The 16,262-nt window shown below is 66.7% G+C and carries 16 protein-coding genes and 3 tRNA genes; 6 read left to right on the top strand and 13 right to left on the bottom strand.

Going from position 1 to position 16,262, the window contains the following annotated elements; genetic code table 11:
* Window positions 1–69: 69 nt before the first annotated feature.
* Complete coding sequence (locus NA11_RS13230) at window positions 70–945, bottom strand: oxidoreductase (RefSeq protein WP_069162153.1); 876 nt, start codon at window positions 943–945, stop codon at window positions 70–72.
* 136 nt (window positions 946–1,081) lie between these two features.
* Between NA11_RS13230 and NA11_RS13225 the strand changes: the two genes are divergently transcribed.
* On the top strand, window positions 1,082–2,704 hold the full coding sequence (locus tag NA11_RS13225) for a (2,3-dihydroxybenzoyl)adenylate synthase (protein WP_069162152.1): 1,623 nt from the start codon (window positions 1,082–1,084) through the stop codon (window positions 2,702–2,704).
* A 70-nt stretch (window positions 2,705–2,774) separates the two neighbouring features.
* Here the strand turns inward: NA11_RS13225 and NA11_RS13220 are convergent, their stop codons facing one another.
* Window positions 2,775–4,094 carry a salicylate synthase gene (locus tag NA11_RS13220; RefSeq protein ID WP_069162151.1) on the bottom strand — a complete coding sequence of 440 codons (1,320 nt, stop codon included), beginning with the start codon at window positions 4,092–4,094 and terminating at the stop codon, window positions 2,775–2,777.
* Between the two features lie 103 nt (window positions 4,095–4,197).
* On the bottom strand, window positions 4,198–4,962 hold the full coding sequence (locus tag NA11_RS13215; protein ID WP_069162150.1) for a DUF2127 domain-containing protein: 765 nt from the start codon (window positions 4,960–4,962) through the stop codon (window positions 4,198–4,200).
* A gap of 146 nt (window positions 4,963–5,108) precedes the next feature.
* Here NA11_RS13215 and NA11_RS13210 point away from each other — a divergent pair, with 146 nt between their 5' ends.
* The 3 genes from NA11_RS13210 (at window position 5,109) to NA11_RS13200 (ending at window position 9,655) form a co-directional block, all read left to right on the top strand.
* Window positions 5,109–7,571, top strand: coding sequence for a glycerol-3-phosphate 1-O-acyltransferase (locus NA11_RS13210; protein WP_084654578.1), 2,463 nt, complete (start codon window positions 5,109–5,111; stop codon window positions 7,569–7,571).
* Between the two features lie 85 nt (window positions 7,572–7,656).
* On the top strand, window positions 7,657–9,093 hold the full coding sequence (locus NA11_RS13205; protein WP_069162149.1) for an HAD-IB family hydrolase: 1,437 nt from the start codon (window positions 7,657–7,659) through the stop codon (window positions 9,091–9,093).
* A gap of 124 nt (window positions 9,094–9,217) precedes the next feature.
* Window positions 9,218–9,655, top strand: coding sequence for a DUF6069 family protein (locus NA11_RS13200; protein WP_069162148.1), 438 nt, complete (start codon window positions 9,218–9,220; stop codon window positions 9,653–9,655).
* A 59-nt stretch (window positions 9,656–9,714) separates the two neighbouring features.
* Here NA11_RS13200 and NA11_RS13195 read toward each other — a convergent pair whose 3' ends face one another.
* From NA11_RS13195 to NA11_RS13180, 5 genes are all read right to left on the bottom strand, one after another.
* The gene (locus NA11_RS13195) at window positions 9,715–10,494 is read right to left on the bottom strand and encodes a polyprenol monophosphomannose synthase (RefSeq protein WP_167837634.1); all 780 of its coding nucleotides are present in this window, start codon (window positions 10,492–10,494) and stop codon (window positions 9,715–9,717) included.
* 185 nt (window positions 10,495–10,679) lie between these two features.
* A complete protein-coding gene (locus NA11_RS45600; RefSeq protein WP_167837633.1) occupies window positions 10,680–10,844 on the bottom strand; it encodes a hypothetical protein in 165 nt (54 codons plus the stop codon).
* A 115-nt stretch (window positions 10,845–10,959) separates the two neighbouring features.
* Complete coding sequence (locus NA11_RS13190; RefSeq protein WP_069162146.1) at window positions 10,960–11,202, bottom strand: hypothetical protein; 243 nt, start codon at window positions 11,200–11,202, stop codon at window positions 10,960–10,962.
* Window positions 11,203–11,372: 170 nt separating this feature from the next.
* A complete protein-coding gene (locus NA11_RS13185; RefSeq protein ID WP_069162145.1) occupies window positions 11,373–11,873 on the bottom strand; it encodes an SRPBCC domain-containing protein in 501 nt (166 codons plus the stop codon).
* Window positions 11,870–12,178: an ArsR/SmtB family transcription factor gene (locus NA11_RS13180; protein WP_069162259.1), complete on the bottom strand. Its 309-nt coding sequence runs from the start codon at window positions 12,176–12,178 to the stop codon at window positions 11,870–11,872. The genes NA11_RS13185 and NA11_RS13180 overlap by 4 nt, the downstream gene beginning before the upstream one ends.
* Window positions 12,179–12,313: 135 nt before the next feature.
* Between NA11_RS13180 and NA11_RS13175 the strand changes: the two genes are divergently transcribed.
* Both NA11_RS13175 and NA11_RS13170 read left to right on the top strand, forming a co-directional pair.
* Complete coding sequence (locus NA11_RS13175) at window positions 12,314–12,931, top strand: GNAT family N-acetyltransferase (RefSeq protein ID WP_084654577.1); 618 nt, start codon at window positions 12,314–12,316, stop codon at window positions 12,929–12,931.
* Between the two features lie 191 nt (window positions 12,932–13,122).
* Window positions 13,123–13,563, top strand: coding sequence for a pyridoxamine 5'-phosphate oxidase family protein (locus tag NA11_RS13170; RefSeq protein WP_069162144.1), 441 nt, complete (start codon window positions 13,123–13,125; stop codon window positions 13,561–13,563).
* 35 nt (window positions 13,564–13,598) lie between these two features.
* Here NA11_RS13170 and NA11_RS13165 read toward each other — a convergent pair whose 3' ends face one another.
* From NA11_RS13165 to NA11_RS13145, 5 genes are all read right to left on the bottom strand, one after another.
* A complete protein-coding gene (locus NA11_RS13165; protein WP_069162257.1) occupies window positions 13,599–13,787 on the bottom strand; it encodes a hypothetical protein in 189 nt (62 codons plus the stop codon).
* A gap of 573 nt (window positions 13,788–14,360) precedes the next feature.
* A tRNA-Phe gene (locus NA11_RS13160) sits at window positions 14,361–14,434 on the bottom strand.
* Between the two features lie 58 nt (window positions 14,435–14,492).
* Window positions 14,493–14,566 (bottom strand) — tRNA-Asp (locus tag NA11_RS13155).
* A gap of 29 nt (window positions 14,567–14,595) precedes the next feature.
* Window positions 14,596–14,668: transfer RNA gene (locus NA11_RS13150), tRNA-Glu, on the bottom strand.
* 95 nt (window positions 14,669–14,763) lie between these two features.
* Complete coding sequence (locus NA11_RS13145; protein WP_069162143.1) at window positions 14,764–15,429, bottom strand: TetR family transcriptional regulator; 666 nt, start codon at window positions 15,427–15,429, stop codon at window positions 14,764–14,766.
* Window positions 15,430–16,262 lie beyond the last annotated feature (833 nt).

Raw genomic sequence — 16,262 nt, 5'->3', positions numbered from 1 at the left:
TGCGCCGGATATCCCGTGCACCGCGCCGTATCGCCCGGTGAACCGCGCACTGCCGTCGCGAACGACCGACTAGCGGAAGGAATACGTGACGCCGGTCAGCTTCTCCGACAGCTCCCACAGCCCACGGGCGACACCCTCGTCGCGCGAGGCCTTCGTCGAACCGGAGACGCCCGGGTAGCCGCGCAGCCCGCGCAAGCCGGTCGGCCCGTAGTAACCACCCGGTTCGATCGCCGTGGTTGCGGCGTACAGCGTTGGCAGCGCGCCCATTTCGGCGCTCTGCGCGAGGACACGGTTGCCGAGCCACAGCACCGCGTCCTGGATGGACTCGGTGTGCGACTGCAGTTCGGTCGAGGCGTAGCCGGGGTGCGCGGCCACCGAGATCTTCGGCGAGCCTGCGGCGGTCAGCTTGCGCTGCAGCTCGTAGGCGAACATCAGGTTGGCCAGCTTCGCCTGCCCATAGGCGGACCAGCGCTGATACTTCCGGCGCTCCCAGTTGAGATCGTCCAGATCGATCTTGCCGATCGTGTGCGCGCCGCTGGCGACGGTGACGATCCGCTCCGAAATCTTGTCCAGCAGTAGCCCGGTCAGCGCGAAGTGTCCGAGATGATTTGTGCCGACCTGCATTTCGAAGCCGTCGGCGGTGCGCAGCTCCGGCAGCGCCATCACGCCTGCGTTGTTGATCAGCACATCGGCACCGTCGGTCGCCGCGGCGAACTCACGCACCGAAGCGAGGTCCGCGAGATCCAGCTTCCGCACGACCGCCCGGTCCCCCAGCGACGCGGCCACCTGCTCGCCCTTGGCGACGTTGCGACAGGCCAGCACCACCTGCGCGCCCGCGCCAGCGAGTGCGCGGACCGTGGCCGCCCCCAGCCCACTGTTGGCACCGGTCACGATGAACGTGCGGCCGGTCTGATCGGGCATGTTCGAGGTATCCCACCTGCTCATAGCGGGAGTGTAAACCGAATCGGGGTTGCGAAGGCCTGCCGGTCTCGCGACTCTCGGACATCGGCCGAGGCAAGTGAGATAGGGTTGCCTAACCTATTTTACCCAGCTCGGCTCCGAGTTACCTGTGAGGCAGACCGTGACTTCCCCATCGACCGCGTCGTCCACGCATCGCGACGGATTTGTACCCTTCCCCGCCGACATCGCGGAAACCTATCGGGCCGCAGGGTATTGGCGCGGGCAAGCACTGGGCGACCTCCTGCGCGACACCGCGCAGCGGCATCCGGACCGGCCTGCACTGCACGATGCCGACGGAACCCGGAGCTACGCATGGCTGGACGCCGAGGCCGACCGGATGGCGTACGGGCTGCTCGCGCTCGGCATCGCACCCGGCGACCGGGTGGTGGTGCAGCTACCGAATGTGCCGGAATTCCTGACCGTGCTGTTCGGGCTGCTGCGCGCGGGAATCATCCCGGTGCTGACCCTGCCCGCGCACCGGCGGGTCGAAATCGAGCACCTGACCGCGCTTTCCACGGCAGTTGCCTACATCTGCGCCGACCGGCTCGGCGATTTCGACTACCGGGAACTGGCCACCACCGTGCAGGAAGCGGTGCCGTCGCTACGGCATGTGCTCGTGCTCGGCGACCACGGATCCGGCACCGATCTGAATTCGATTCCGCGCGAAGAGGGTTCGCTGCCTGCGATCGACCCGAGCGATATCGCGCTGATGTTGGTCTCCGGCGGCACCACGGGACTGCCGAAGCTGATCGCCCGCACCCACGACGACTACGCCTACAACGCCACCGCGAGCGCCGCCGTCTGTTCGCTCACCGAGGACGACGTCTACCTCGCCACACTGCCTGCGGCACACAACTTCCCGCTCGCCTGCCCCGGCATCCTCGGCACCGTGAGCGCGGGCGGCGCGGTCGCCTTCGTCACCGATCCGAGCCCGGAGAACGCCTTCGCCGCCATCGAACGGCACCGCGTCACGGTGACCGCCGTGGTGCCGCCGCTGGCCCAGCTGTGGTGTGCCGCAACCGAATGGGAGGAGGCCGACCTGAGCTCACTGCGGCTGCTCCAGGTCGGCGGCGCCAAGCTGGCCGAGGTCAATGCCCGCGAGGTGACGCCCGCGCTCGGCGCCACCCTCCAGCAGGTGTTCGGCATGGCCGAGGGCCTGCTCAACTACACCAGGCTCGACGACCCCGTCGACCTGCTGCACACCACGCAGGGCCTGGCACTGTCCCCGGCAGACGAGGTCAGGGTGGTGGACGCGAACGGCGACGACGTCGCACCCGGCGCGGAGGGCGAGCTACTCACCAAGGGCCCGTACACCATTCGCGGCTACTACCGCGCGCCCGAACACAATGCCCGCGCCTTCACCCCCGACGGCTACTACCGCAGCGGCGATCTGGTGCGCAGGCTGCCGAGCGGGCACCTGGTGGTCTCCGGCCGGATCAAGGACGTCATCAACCGCGGCGGCGAGAACGTCTCCTGCGACGAGCTCGAAGAACATCTGCTCGCCCACCCGGCCGTCCGGCACGCGGCAGCGGTCGGCCTGCCCGACGCGACGCTCGGCGAAAGGGTCTGTGCCGTGCTCGTTGTCGAGGACACGATGCCGACGCTTGCCGAGATCAAGACCTTCCTGACCGACCGAGGGCTGGCCACCTACAAGCTGCCCGACGTGCTGCGCCAGGCCGGCGCGCTGCCCGTCACTGCCGTCGGCAAGATCGACAAGAAGGCACTGCGCGCCACCACGAGCTGAGGTGCTCCATGCAGGAAAAAGTGAACGGGCAGCACATCTTTCGACGTGCTGCCCGAACTCGCCGAGTGGATCAGTGCGCCGCGCGCACCACATAGGGTGCGATGCAGCCGAGCTTCTCGCAGGTCTCCTCGAATTCACGCTCCGGGCGGGACTGGGCGACGATGCCCGCCCCCGCACGCAGCCAGGCGCCATCGGGCGTCTGATAGACCGCGCGCAAGACCAGCGTCGCCTCCATCGCGCCGGTCGGCGAAACAGTCACCACCGCACCCGAATACAGCCCGCGCGCGTCGTGGTCGAGGCGGAACACCGAATCGATGCCCTCCCGCTTGGGGATGCCGGATGCGGTGACCGAGGGGAACAGCACCTCGAGCGCGTCCCAGCTGGAGCGGTCGGCGGCCAGCCTGCCGTGCACCGTCGAGGCGAGATGCTGCACGCTGCCGCGCTCGCGCACGACCATGAAATCCGAGACCGCCGCGGTGCCTGGGTCGGCGACCTGGGCGATCTCCGCGAACGACGTCCGCACCGAAATCGCGTGCTCCACGATCTCTTTGGGATCGTTGATCAGGTCGGCCCGCGCCGCCATGTCGATCGCCTCGCCGCGCCCGAAGGCACGGGTGCCTGCCAGCGGTTCGGTGGTCACCACCCGGTCGTCGTCGACGGAGGCGACCAGCTCCGGACTGAATCCCGCTGCCTCGAGTCCGCCGAGCCGCAGCAGGAACGACCGCGCAGGCGTGTTGTGCGCCCGGCCGAGCCGATAGGTCGCAGGCACATCGACCACGAACGGCAGATCGACCTTCCTGGACAGGATGACCTTCTGATAGCGGCCCGCGTTGATCTCCGCGACGGCCTCGGCCACCCGGTCCTGGTATCCGGTCGGGTCGAGCCGGATATCGGCCGGATGCGGCTGCGGCAGTTCACTTTCCTGCGATTCGGCGATGAGGCTGTGGATGTCGGCGGCCTCCGCCGGGGTCGCGCCGGACACCCGGATCCCGTACTCACCGATCCGCACCTCGATGCGCGGAATCATCAACTGCGCCACCGCGGTCCGCGAGTCGAGGTGCTCGGCGGCGCCGAAGGCCCACGCGCAGAATTCGAAGCCGATCCAGCCGTAGGCATTTCGGCCGTCGAGCGGCAGTGCGGCGAGCGCGCGGTCGACAACGCTTGCCGGGCGGCCCTCCCATCGACTGGTGGTGGTCTGCCCATCCCAGGTCACCCGCAGTTCGGCGACGTCCAATTCGATTCCGCCGATCGGATCGGCCGCGAATACCCACTCCCCCGGACGTTCGTACACCACGTACTCACCGAACCGATCGGCCCCCGCCAGCCGGGACATCGCTGCCGCCGGATCGGTCACTATCTCCACCCGCAAGCGTTCGTCCGTGGTCGACAACGATCCTCCAAAGTTCTAACTGGCCTAGCTTTGGAGGTAAGGTTAGCATTACCTGATTAGCGAGGAGGTGTGCCCGGCAACACAGCGAACAGGCATCGAACAATCATCGAGCCGGGACAGCAAGCGCTGAACGCTCAACGCTCAGCAAACTTTCCGCACTGTGTTCGGCGTGGTACGCGGCCGCGCCGCCGCGCAAGCCGAACAGCCGCTTGGAGAAGAGCAGCCACACCACCGCTGCGATATTGATCACCAAAGCACCGATCCGCAGCGCGGTGATCCGCTCGGTCAATTCGTAGATCTCCAGCGGCAGAAACAGACTCGTCGCGACCACGGCGAAGTACTCGCCCCACCGCTTCACCAGCCACAATCCGAGCGCCTCGACTGCTTGCAGCGCGGCGTAGACGAAAATGCCGACCGCGACCCACAACAAGGTCGTGTTCGACAACGAGAACGCCTCATCGATCAGATGCACGATCTTGGACCGGTCGATGTCCCAGCCGATCTGATCGGCGAACGGCCGAAGCAGCGGCAGGTCCGCGTCGAAGGCGGCGCGCATCGTCTCCCGAGACGAGCGGAACTTCAAAACCGCCAGCGCAGCAACCACCAGGAGCAGCCCGCGCAGCAACCGCTCGATCGCCAGAGCACGCATCAGCCAGCGATCACGCAGCAGCCGACCGCGCGGCACCTCGGGCGCATGGTCGGCCGGACCGGATCCCACCGGGTCGCCTGGCACGAACGTGCCACAGCGCAGACAGCGCCAGGCCGTCCCGGCCACCGTGTCGACCCGCAGCCGTTCGGCCAGCTCCGGCTCGTCCGGCGCATAGGTGTAGTGGCCATGCCAGCCGCAAGCACGCAACGCCCAGTCCATCTCGGCAGCCTAAGCCGACAGCCGAGCCGGGCGTAGGAAGGCAGGGCCCGATTCCAGACTCCGCGGTCGACTTGCGGGCCCGAGTGCCTGCGCGGATCGGCCTCCGGGGGATTCAATAGGGGGATAGTCACTTGGAGGGACCGGCAATGATCGAGCACCACGGCGGATCGACCGCGCATATCCAGCGAGTGTCGGCACCGGGGTCGGTGGTGGCCCTGGTCGACGCGGCGTCCGCGGTGGAACGCGAAGTCATCGGCAGCTGGCTGGCTGAAGGCGGGATCGCCGCGGAGTTCGGCACCACCGCGCCGATCACCCAGCTCGACCTGGACGCGGGCGCCGTGGCCGGTCGGCTGGTCGGCCGCACCGACGATCCGCTAGTGGTGCCCGTGCGCGTGCTGTGGCTGCCTGCCGAACGCGACGGGGTCCGGCGAATCACGTTCGCGGACATGGCGCTGTTGACCAATCCGCGCAAGCCGAACCGGCTCGCGCAGCGCAAACTGGTCGGGGAGCCGAACCGGCATGTGGTGCTGACCGGGCAACCCGCGTTGCTCAGCGAGTTGCGCACGAACAACCCGGAGGCGGCCGCGCTGGTCGCCAAGGGCACCACGGAGCCGTTCGCCCGCGCCATCGTGCGCGCCGCTGTGGTCGCGCTGGAGCGCGCCGAACGCACCATCATCGGCGACCGCTACAAGGTGCCGCGGCTGGTCGCCGAGGAGATCCTCGACTCGCCCGCCTTCGAGCGCAGGCTCGAGCTCATCGCCGACCAGATCGGCGCGAGCCCGCACGAGGTGTACCACCGCGCCGAGAAGGCGTTGAACGAACTCGTCGCCGCCCAAAGCAGATTGGTCTCCGACCTGTTCACCCAGGCGATGCGGCCGATCCACGCCTCGACATGGAAGGTGGACTCCGACGACTCGGGGCTGGCCGCGCTGCGTGATCTCAACCGTCGCTACCCACTGGTGTTCCTGCCATCGCACCGCTCCTATGTCGACGCGTTCGTGCTCGGTGATGTGCTGGCGCGCAACGATTTCCCGCCGAACCACGTGATCGGCGGCGCCAACCTGAGCTTCTGGCCGATGGGGCCGATCGCCCGCCGCACCGGCACCGTCTTCATCCGGCGCAGCTTCGGCGACGACGAGGTGTACAAGGCGGTGGTCGAGGAGTACTTCGCCTATCTGCTCGCCAAGCGCTTCAACATGGAGTGGTACTTCGAGGGCGGCCGCACCCGCACCGGCAAGCTGCGGCCGCCGCGCTACGGACTGCTCAACTACCTTGCGGCAGCGGTGCGTGCGGACCGGGTCGAGGACGTGATGCTGGTTCCGGTGTCGATCACCTACGAACGGCTCAACGAGCTCGGCGCCATCGCCACCGAACAGGTCGGCGGCAAGAAGCGGCCGGAGGGCCTCGCCTGGCTGGCCCGTTACGTACGCAGCCAACAGCATTCGGCCGGGCACGTGTACGTCCGGTTCGGCGCGCCGCTGTCGGCGCGCGATCGGCTTGCGGCGCACGGCGATCCGCTCACCACGCCACCGCTGACCATCCCGCTGCATCGCACCGAGCCTGCGCCGACCGGGCTCACCGAGACCGGGCACGGCGAGCCGGAAAAGCCCGAGGTCGCCGAGCTGGAACGGAAGGCCGTGCAGCGCTTGGCGTTCGAGATCGCCGTCGGCATCAACGCGGTCACCCCGATCACGGTCAACGCGCTGGTCACCCTCGCACTGCTCGGCGTGCACGAGCGCGCGCTCACGCTCGGCGAGGTGCGCACCGTGCTCGCGCCGGTGCTCGGCTACATCGAGAAGCGCGATCTGCCCCGCGGCGAGCTCACGGCGTTGCGCGACGATCAGGGCCTTGCCGTTGTGCTGGAACAACTCTCGCTGGCCAAGGTGGTCACCGTCTACCGCGGCGGGCTGGAGCCGGTGTATTCGATCGAGGCGGGCGCGCACCTGGAGGCGGCGTTCTATCGCAACAGCGCGGTGCACTGGTTCGTCAACCGCGCCATCCTCGAATTGTCCATCCTGGCCGCGCTGGACAGCGACGGCGCCGACCAGCTGAGCACCGGCTGGGACGAGGCGTTCCGGCTGCGCGATCTGCTGAAGTTCGAGTTCTTCTTCCCCGAGCGGGCCGAGTTCGCCGAGCAGATGACCGCCGAGATGCTGCTCTTGGATCCGGAGTGGCACAGTCACACGCGGGAGAACACCCTCGGTTCGGACGTCATGGCCGTGCTGACCGACTCCGGGTTCATGATGGCGCACCGCGTACTCCGGTCGTTCTTCGACGCGCAGCTGGTGGTGGCCGAGCGGCTGGCCGCGCGCGACCCCGAGGTCGAGCTCGATCGCAAGCAGTTCATCGCCGAGTGTGTGTCGGTGGGCAAGCAGATGATGCTGCAGCAGCGGCTGCACAGTCCGGAATCGGTCTCCACCGAATTGTTCACCTCCGCACTGAAACTCGCGGGCAACTACGGGCTGCTCGAACCGGTGTCCGATGATTCGGCCAAGCGCAGGGCCGACTTGACCGAGCGCAGAGTGGAATTCGCCGAACGGCTGCGCACCATCGGGGCCAGGATCTCGCAGGCGGCCGCGCTCGACCCGTCCAATCGGGAGAACCGGTGAGGGAGTTGCCTGCCGGGCTGTCCGGAGGTACCGCGCGCCTCGGCGCCGACCCACTGCGGGTATCCGCAGGAAAGCAGGAGCTGAGATGACGGTGCCCAACGCCGGGCTGGCAACCGCGATCACCGCCATCCGGTCCGGTCCGCAGGGTCCCGAGATCGCCGCGATCTTCGACTTCGGCGGCACGGTCATCGACGGATTCCCACGAAAGCGGCTGCTGCGGCTGTTCGGCCGTCGCGGCGCCGAAGACGTGCTGCTCGGCGGCATCCGCAACGCCACCACCGACGGCGAATACGGCCGGTTCCTGCGCCAGCTGGCCGAGGCGCTGGCGGGCAAGCCGGAGGCGGAGCTGGACGAACTCGGTGCGCGGCTGTTCAAGCGCACCGTCTACGGCCACCTGTATCCCGAAGCGTGGCAACTGATCCGGGTCCACCAGGCGGCCGGGCACACGGTCGTGCTGGCCAGCTCGGCGACCCGCTTCCAGGTGGCGCCCGCCGCGGCCGCGCTCGGTGTCGAGCACGTGCTGTACACGCCGATGGCGACCCAGGAGGCCATCCTCACCGGGTATGCCGACGGAAAGACGCTGTGGCGCAACGGCAAGGCCGAGGCAGTGCGTGAGTTCGCCGCGGACAACGGCGTGGATCTCGCCCGCAGCTACGCATATGCCGACGGCAGCGCCGATCTACCACTGCTGTCGCTGGTCGGGCACCCGGTTGCGGTGAACCCGGATCCGTCGCTCACCGCCACAGCGGGCGAGCAGGGCTGGCCGACGCTGCACTTCCGTCCACGCCAGGCCCCGCGCCTGACCGACTACGGCCGCACCGCAGCGGGATTCGCTGGCCTGCTCGGCGGCGCGTTCTACGGCGTCGCGGCGAAGTCGCCGACCAAGGACCGACAGCAGATGGCCGACGCGCTGATGGCGCACGCCGCGAGCAACACCCTCAGCATCACCGGCGTCCAGCTGCGGGTGACCGGCGCCGCCAACGCGCGCGCACCCCGGCCCGCGGTCTTCCTGTTCAACCATCAGAGCCAGTTCGACATCGTCATCGTTCCCGAGGTGCTCGGCGGCGGCGTCACCGGCATCGGCAAGAAGGAGCTGACCAGCAATCCGATCTTCGGCCCACTGATGCGCTTCGTCGGCGTGACCTTCATCGATCGGTCGAGCACCGCCAAGGCCAAAGCCGCACTGGTGCCGGTCGTCGAGACACTGCGCGGTGGGTTGTCGATCGCCGTCGCGCCCGAGGGAACCCGTTCCTACACACCGGATGTCGGCCCGTTCAAGAAGGGCGCCTTTCATATCGCCATCCAGGCAGGCGTGCCGATCATCCCGATCGTCATCCGCAATGCGGGTGAAATCTCTTGGCGCAACGAGATGGTCGCGCGGCGGGGCACCGTGGATGTCGCGATCCTCGACCCTATCGACGTGCGGGACTGGGATCCCAACGATATGGACGACAAGGTGGCCGCGGTCCGCCAGCTGTTCGTCGACACGTTGCTGGACTGGCCGAAACCCGACGCGGACTGAGCGCGCGCATCGGCGCGCTACGTGATCCAGCTCACACTATGCACGATTTGACCTCAACAATTGTTTAGGTATCACGATTGTCCTCAGTACCAAGCCACATAGCTTCGGATGAGGGAAAAAGATCATGAGCATCGCGCAAACCACCACACAGTCCCTGCGGATCCCCGGCGTCAACCGGCCGATCGCCATCGTCGGCAGCGTCATCGTCGCTGTCGTCGTCAACCTGATCGTCTGGCTGCTCGGCGAGGCGGCGGGCGGCTCCTTCGAGGTCGTCGACAAGGGGGTCACCACCTACGTCGGCGGCGGCGGGGTCGTCTTCTCGTCCGCGGTCCCGCTGCTCGTCGGCATGACCCTGGCGGCGCTGATCTCCTACGTCTGGGTCGGCGTGCTGCGGGTGGCCCAGATCGTCGGCAGCGTGCTCGCCGTCGCGACCATCGGCCTCACGCTCGCCGCCGCCTTCGACACGGCGACCACCGTCGCGCTGTCGGTCATGCACATCGTGCTGGCGCCGGTCCTCGTCGTCGGTTTGGAAGCGCTGCGGCGCGGGCTGGCCGCCAACTGAACGCCCGCGAACAGCACAGGGCCCCACATCCTTTGCGGATGCGGGGCCCTGATGCAGATCTAGACCGAGCGACCGAAAAGCAGCTTCCACGGCATCAGCGCCGATTCCAGCTGCACCTTCAGGCTCATCTTGGAGGCGCCGAGGGTGCGCTCCTCGAACCGGATCGGCACCTCGGCGATCTCGATGCCCTTCTTGACCGTCCGATAGTTCATCTCGACCTGGAACGAGTACCCGTTGCTGCGGATCGAGCCGACGTCGATGGCACGCAGCGTGTCCGCCTTCCACGCCTTGAACCCGGCGGTCGCGTCCTTCACCTTCAGGCGCAGGATCAGGTTCACGTAGAAGTTGGCCCAGGCGGAGAGCGCCTTGCGGTACCACTTCCACTCGGCGGCGGTGGAGCCGCCGGGCACGTACCGCGACCCGAGCACGACACCGGCATCGGTGGTCGCCAGCTTCTCCAGCATCGACGGAATCACCTCGGCCGGATGCGACAGGTCGGCGTCCATCTGCAGAATCACGTCGGCGCCCTCGTCCAGCGCCCTGGTGATCCCGGCGATGTAGGCGCGGCCGAGGCCGTCCTTCTCGGTGCGATGCAGCACGCCGACCACGTTCGGCAGCTCCGCGGCCAGCTTGTCGGCCACCTCGCCCGTGCCGTCCGGCGAATTGTCGTCGACAACGAGGACGTGCAGGTCGGGCACCGGCAGCGCCGTCAGCCGCTCCACCGCAACCGGCAGATTGTCCCGCTCGTTGTAGGTCGGCACAACAACGGTAACCCTCAAGGGTCGCCCTCCCTGCTGATCCTGGTCCAGCTGGCAGCCAACGACAGGGCCACCGAGCATTCGTCTGATTCGGAGAAAACCGTACTTGATCGAACTGAAGAGGGCCTGAGTGGATATACCTGGTCGCTGTGATCCGGACATGCCGACGGCCGCCACAAGATCACCTTTGGCGTGCCGTTTCCTGCCGATGCCTGCCGCGGCGTTACGAGATCACTTGCCGCGCAGCAGAACCCCTGCCGACCTGGTCAATCCTCCCCGGCATCGGCCTGCGCGTTGCGCGCCTTGACGATCTCCAACGCGCGCTCGGCGGTCGCCTGATCCGGATACGGGCCCATCCGATCCCGGAACCAGCACTGCCGCCCATTCTCGGCCCGCTTGTGCTTCAAGCAGTAATACCAGCGCTCAGCCATGCCCCCAGCATTCCACCATCGCCGTCCCCCACACGGGAATTTCCAAGATCACCGACCACGAGTGGCACACCATGGAGGGGGCTACTCGCACTTTGCCGCAGCCATGTGCCACTCGTCACCGCGTGCGTCGGGGAGACCAGCGGTACTGGTCTGATTCGTCGTGGTTTTCGAGGATGCCTGCGCCGGTCAGGTGTTGCAGGGCGCCGCGCAGGGCGTTGCCGACGGGACTTGGCAGGAGAACGACTTCCTCGACGTCCTGGAACTGTGCCGATTCCGGGAAGATTCCCAAAGCGCGGCCGAGCAAGAATTCGGCGACATACCAGTCGGTCCAGTCCGCCAGCTCCTCGGAAAATCTCATCAACAACTCCTGCCAGTGATCGCCTCGGACAAGTCCGCAGCTGCCAACGGTAGGAGCCTCGGACAAGTCGGCAGTTATCAACGCTAGGAATCGCGCCACGCTGCATACAGTCCCCACTTGCCCTGCCACCGGAACCGGCGTCACCGCGAGTGGGACTCGACCGCCGCCCTTCAGGCCTTCGGCGGGCCGGACTGGGGTCCGACGAGGGGTTCGAAAGCGGCAGAGTAGGACTCGAAGAGCGGCTTCCACGCGTCGTCGGACGGCGCCAGCCCCGCGAGATGGTCGAGGCAGATCTCCCAGCCCGCCGCATTGCGCGCCGCGGTGTCCGGGGCCAGCTCGTTGATCAGCACGAGATGCGTGCCGCCGCCGCGCGCGGCCAGCTCGAAACGCAGTCGCTCGTCGCCCCAACTGAATTCCAACAGCTTCGGCTCGTCGACGGTAAATACCTCACCGGTCAGCGACATCCCGTCCGCTTCCCCCTCGAACCGGAAGGTGATCGTCGCGCCGACCGCCCAGACGCCGCCCGCCACATCCACATCGCACGGGAACCACGCCCGCAGTTCGTCACGATCGGTGATCGCCCGCCACACCACCGCTGGCGGATCCGGCAGCTCCCGCTCCAGCCGCACCGCGGGCCGGGCTCCGTCGGTTCGAAGTTGTGCCTCGCTCATGTCCGTCTCCTCCGTTCGAGATGCTCTTCCAGCAGATCGAGATGCGTGTTCCACAGCCGCCGATAGGGCGCGAGCCAATCGTCCAGCTCCACAAGCGGTTCCGGCCGAATCCGGTACAGCCGCCGCTGCGCGTCGACCCGGACCTCGACCAGTCCCGCGTCCTTGAGCACGCGCAGATGCTTGGACACCGCGGGCTGACTCAGCGGCAACTCCGCCACCAGCGCCCCTACCGACTGCTCCCCCTCCCGCAGCACCTCCAAGATGGCCAGCCTGCTCGGCTCGGCCAACACCTGAAAAACGTCCACCGCGGTCACCCGCCCTATAATTCCATTTCAGTTATATAACCGTCAAGGCATACAAGGCGCGGGCTTGTCGGTGGCGGACGCTAGCGTCTCCGTCCGGAGCTCTAGTTGTTCGACTGATGAGGATGGAACCCCGCTGTGCCCAGCGAGATCGACCTGACCTGGCCGACGAGTGCCGACCTTCGACTACAAGCCGGCACGCACCGGCTGTTGCACGATGTGACCGAACTCGGTGGCGCCATCGGCTTCCTGTCCCCACCGACCCGGGCCGACACCGACGCATGGCTGGACGGGGTTCTCGCCGCAGTCCGCGCAGGAGACGCCGCCCTCGCTGTCGCCATGGCGGACAACCACATTGCCGCAATGGGGCTGTGGCGGCGCATGCCCGGCGCCGTATTCGCGCATTCGGCCACCGTCGAACGAGTCATGGCCCACCCCTCCGCCCGAGGACTCGGCCTAGGCCGCCAGATCGTCACCGCCCTGATCGACAACGCACGCAACACCGGACTGGAAACCCTCACCCTCGGAGTCCGAGGCAACAACCACGGCGCGATCGAACTGTACGAACAACTCGGCTTCCGCGAATGGGGCCGCCTCCCCAACGTCATCGAAATCGGCAACGACCGCTACGACGACATCCGCATGTACCTCGAACTCCCCCGCCACCCCACCATCACCCTCCGCGGATCCCAACCCGGCGGCCCCGGCTGGTCCCCCCGCCGCCAAGTCCAAGAACCAGCCGATTCCCTGCCCTGAGATGAGCAGTCCCGCAGCGGGTTCCGCCAGCAACAGTGACGGTCTCCAGGACCAACACTCCCGCTGTGGACATTTCGGGAGACTGGCCTGGTGGGTGGGATCTCGGTGTCGCCCCACCACTTCCGTGTTTCGGGCTTCAGATGATTTGGCTTCGCCGGAAGCTCGAGATCGGATCTGGCTAGGCTGGGGTTATGCGTCCGATGACTCGTGCGGAACGCGAGGCCTTCCTCGCCGAGCCGTATGTCGGAATCCTCAGCGTCACGGCCGAACCGGAACGCGCGCCACTGACCGCCCCGATCTGGTACGAGTACCGGCCGGGCGGACTCGTCAAGGTGATCACGCCCGCCGGTCTGCGCAAGGTCCAACTCATCGAGGCGGCAGGCCGATTCGCATTGTGCGTCCAGGTGGCCGTCATCGACGACTACCGGTACGTCTCAGTGGAGGGTCCGGTGACCGAGATCAGGCCGGCCTCGAAGCAGGAGGGCTACGACATGGCCGTCCGCTACATGGGCCCGGCCCGCGCCACCGACTACGTGAACGCAACAGCGAAGTCCGCGCCCAGCAACGTAGCGATCCTCATGCGCCCGCAACGGTGGAACACCGTCGACTTCAGGCTGCCCCTCGACCAGTAGCCCACGGCACACCGCGCCCCGGCGCGCATCACCCTCTACCGCTTCTCTGCCCGATACCGCTTCATCAGCGCAGTGAGCGCCGCACTGTCCCGCCCACCATTCAACTCCGCCACCAGATCATCCGGGCACAACTCATACAGATCCCCCCACCAGCGCCGAGCCTTGTTGTCCCAAATCCGGTAGCCGCCAGGAACACCGCGCGCCACATACCGTCTTCGCCCCATCAGCCAATCCTGCGTCACGTTCCAGCAAGACAAGCGCTGGCGCCCACCAGCACAAGGAATGACCACCGAGGACTCCCGAACCAGGCGTGCAGACCTGACATCCCAAGCGGAACACAAGTTCCGCGCGGCGCAGACATCGACGGTCCGCACCCCAAACGCAACCTCGGTCGGGGGCCCGAGCGGGCGCGGAGGGAGTGGCCCCAGGGCGAAACCCCCCGGACAGAGCGTGCGGACCTGATATCCCAAGGGAAGCACCAAGATCTGCGCGTCGCAGACATCGATGGTCCGCATCGCGAAACGCGACACCAGGACGGGGTCCGAGTGGGCGCGGAGGTACGCACGAGGGAGGGGTCTGAGGGCGAAACCCGCCGGACACGACGTGGGGACTTCACATCCCAAGCAGGACACCAAGATCTGCGCGGCATCGACATTGGCGGTCCGCAACCCAAGAACGCAACAACACCTAGGGGCGAAGCCCCGCCGAGCGGGGTGTGGGGGTTGCACCCCCACAAGAAACGAGCAAATCGAGCCCGGCCCGCGCCCTCCGCGGGCAGGACACGCCTACGAGATTTGTGGCCAGGGCCGGGATCGAACCGGCGACCTTCCGCTTTTCAGGCGGACGCTCGTACCAACTGAGCTACCTGGCCGCAGGCACCCGAGTTGAATGCCATACGCGAAACGCCGGATTGCTCCGGCGCTCACTTGCGACCCTGACGGGACTCGAACCCGCGACCTCCGCCGTGACAGGGCGGCGCGCTAACCAACTGCGCCACAGGGCCTTGCTGTGCTTCCAACGGTCCGAAGACCGTACCCCCTACGGGATTCGAACCCGCGCTACCGCCTTGAAAGGGCGGCGTCCTAGGCCGCTAGACGAAGGGGGCTCGTCTCCGGATTTCTCCGGAACCGGCTTCAACGGCTGTCCGTTGGGAGCCCGGTTAGCTTATGACAGACCGGACTCGATTCCCAAACCGGCTGGTCAAAGGCCCAAACTGAGCTCTTCGAGCCGCGCGTGGGTGCGCCAGCCGTCGCTGCGGAACTTCTCGGCCCATTCCGGGGTGGCCATGGATTCGATGACGACTTCGAGTGCTTCCTCGAATCGGGCGCGCAGGTCGATGCCGGATCCGTGTGCGTCGACCATGTAGCGCTGGCCTGCCAGGGCTGCGGTGAGCGTCCTGGTGAACCGGTCTGCGTCCGCGTCGGGGCGCAACTGGCCTTGGTCGATTGCGCGGACGGTGAGCGCGCGGGTGGCGCGCCCGAGTATTCGTCCGCCGCCGGTTTGCACGTCCCGATAGAAGTCGGGTTCGATGATCAACCGGTATTCGGCCTGCACGATGATGTCGTGTTCGAGCCGCAATGCCATCTCGTCGATCATGCCGTGCATGACGTCTAGTGGTCCGAGATCTGTTCGTGCGAGCCAACGCTCGGCCGATGCGCGATAGCGTTCGACCGCCGTCTCCAGTACGGCGCGCGCGAGATCTTCCTTGGAATCGAAATGGAAGTACATGGCGCCCTTGGTGGCACGCGACCCTTCCAATATGCGGTTGAGCGATGCAGCGGCATAGCCGCTCTTCCCGAACTCAACGGCGGCGGACCTGATAATCGCCGCACGTGTCCGGCGGGCCCGCTCTTGCTGCCGTGCCATGCTCGAAACGCCTCCGAAGCCTACTCGCCGCCAAACAGCCACCCCCAAAGGAACGGGCCCTTGGCGCGAAGTTATGAGTTTTATCAATACTTCAAACCGGGGTTTTCGCCCAGTTTCAAACTTTCGGTACGAAAACTTGCGAAAAACCTGAAACACACCAGCTGGTATAGTTTTCCTGCCCGGGTGCGCCGCAGGGGGTGCGCACCCGGGTATTTCTTCGTCTCGGATCTGCCTCCTGCGGCGTTGTCTCCAGGGAAGCCACGATCGGCCGGACCGGTCGCGACACGTTCGGGCACATCAGCGATAAGCCGAATTCCGAATCACTGGACGAGTCGGTGATTCTTCCGGAATTCATCAAGTCGTCACCGTACCCGGAAACCCCATCCGACACGCGGCAAACCGACGAGTCAGGTAACCAACTACTGCGGTTTAGTGTTACAGCAAACATTCCGCAACCGAAGTGCGGCGCACGCTCGTTCCCCCAATTCGACAGCGTCCCAGCGATGTTCATCCGAGTCGACCGCCCACCCGGCAGACCGGTCATCGCCCGCAGCCCACCCGCTCACCGACCCCGAGCTCAGGCCACTGATCCCCCGCAAATCCAAAGACATTGTCACCCAACATGATTGGATGGTAGCTAAATCTCGTCGCGATGAACAAAGTTGGGTACCAAATGTTTACCGGTGAGATCCTGCCGCCCGCATCGCGCGTTACTCGGTGCCACAACAAGTCTCGGCGTCAGGTTGCCACTCTCCGCCGACATCCGCGAGCCGTGGGCGCAGCGAACCGCGACGCACCGTGCTGCCCGAATTGGGTCAACGGCACGATGCCCA

This window comes from Nocardia altamirensis NBRC 108246 (assembly GCF_001612685.1).
Classification (GTDB): Bacteria; Actinomycetota; Actinomycetes; order Mycobacteriales; family Mycobacteriaceae; genus Nocardia; species Nocardia altamirensis.
The sequence above is the reverse complement of the archived record's forward strand: the minus strand, read 5'-3'. Positions and strand labels throughout refer to the sequence as shown.